This window comes from Mesorhizobium sp. M1312, from assembly GCF_040318115.1.
In the GTDB taxonomy this organism is placed as follows: domain Bacteria; phylum Pseudomonadota; class Alphaproteobacteria; order Rhizobiales; family Rhizobiaceae; genus Mesorhizobium.
The window spans coordinates 1-512 of record NZ_JAMYLQ010000113.1 but is presented as its reverse complement, the minus strand read 5'-3'; the positions used below and the strand labels follow the sequence as shown (position 1 = coordinate 512).

The following is a 512-nucleotide window of genomic DNA, read 5'->3' as shown; positions in this document are numbered from 1 at the left end:
GGATTCTGGCCAAACCACCAAGTCTGATTTCCAGCCTCGAAGTGCACCATACATCGCTATCTCGGATCGCCTCCGATCATCTGCCGATCAAGGCGCGAATAAACCTCCAGGGGATTCGCCAGCTGCATTTGCAACCAGATTACCTCTGAAGGGTTCTTGCTATGATTTTGAGCAAGGTCGGCTTTCGATCGCTGAAGGTAATCAGTTTTTATGGAAACATCCATTTCGCGAATTGCGCACGACAAGATCAAAGCAGGCAAGAGCGGCTTACTGCTGGTCCCGGACAATTATGACGCGTTCGCCGTGCGCGTCCTGGCTGCAAGGAGTTCCGTTCGCAGGCTCGATCTCATGTACTACCTTTGGCACGATGACCACACTGGCCGCTTGCTTTTCCAGGAAGTTTTCCGGGCCGCTGAGCGCGGCGTGCGGGTGCGCATGCTCCTTGATGACGCCAATCCGCGAAAGAACGATTCTGCATATCTGGCGTTGAGCAATCATCCAAACATCGAGTT

Annotated in this window: 1 protein-coding gene; it reads left to right on the top strand. The window is 53.3% G+C overall.

What is annotated here, in order from left to right; translation table 11 throughout:
• Positions 1 to 210 precede the first annotated feature (210 nt).
• A partial coding sequence (locus NKH36_RS34765; protein ID WP_502912181.1) for a phospholipase D-like domain-containing protein occupies positions 211 to 512 on the top strand: 302 nt, incomplete at its 3' end.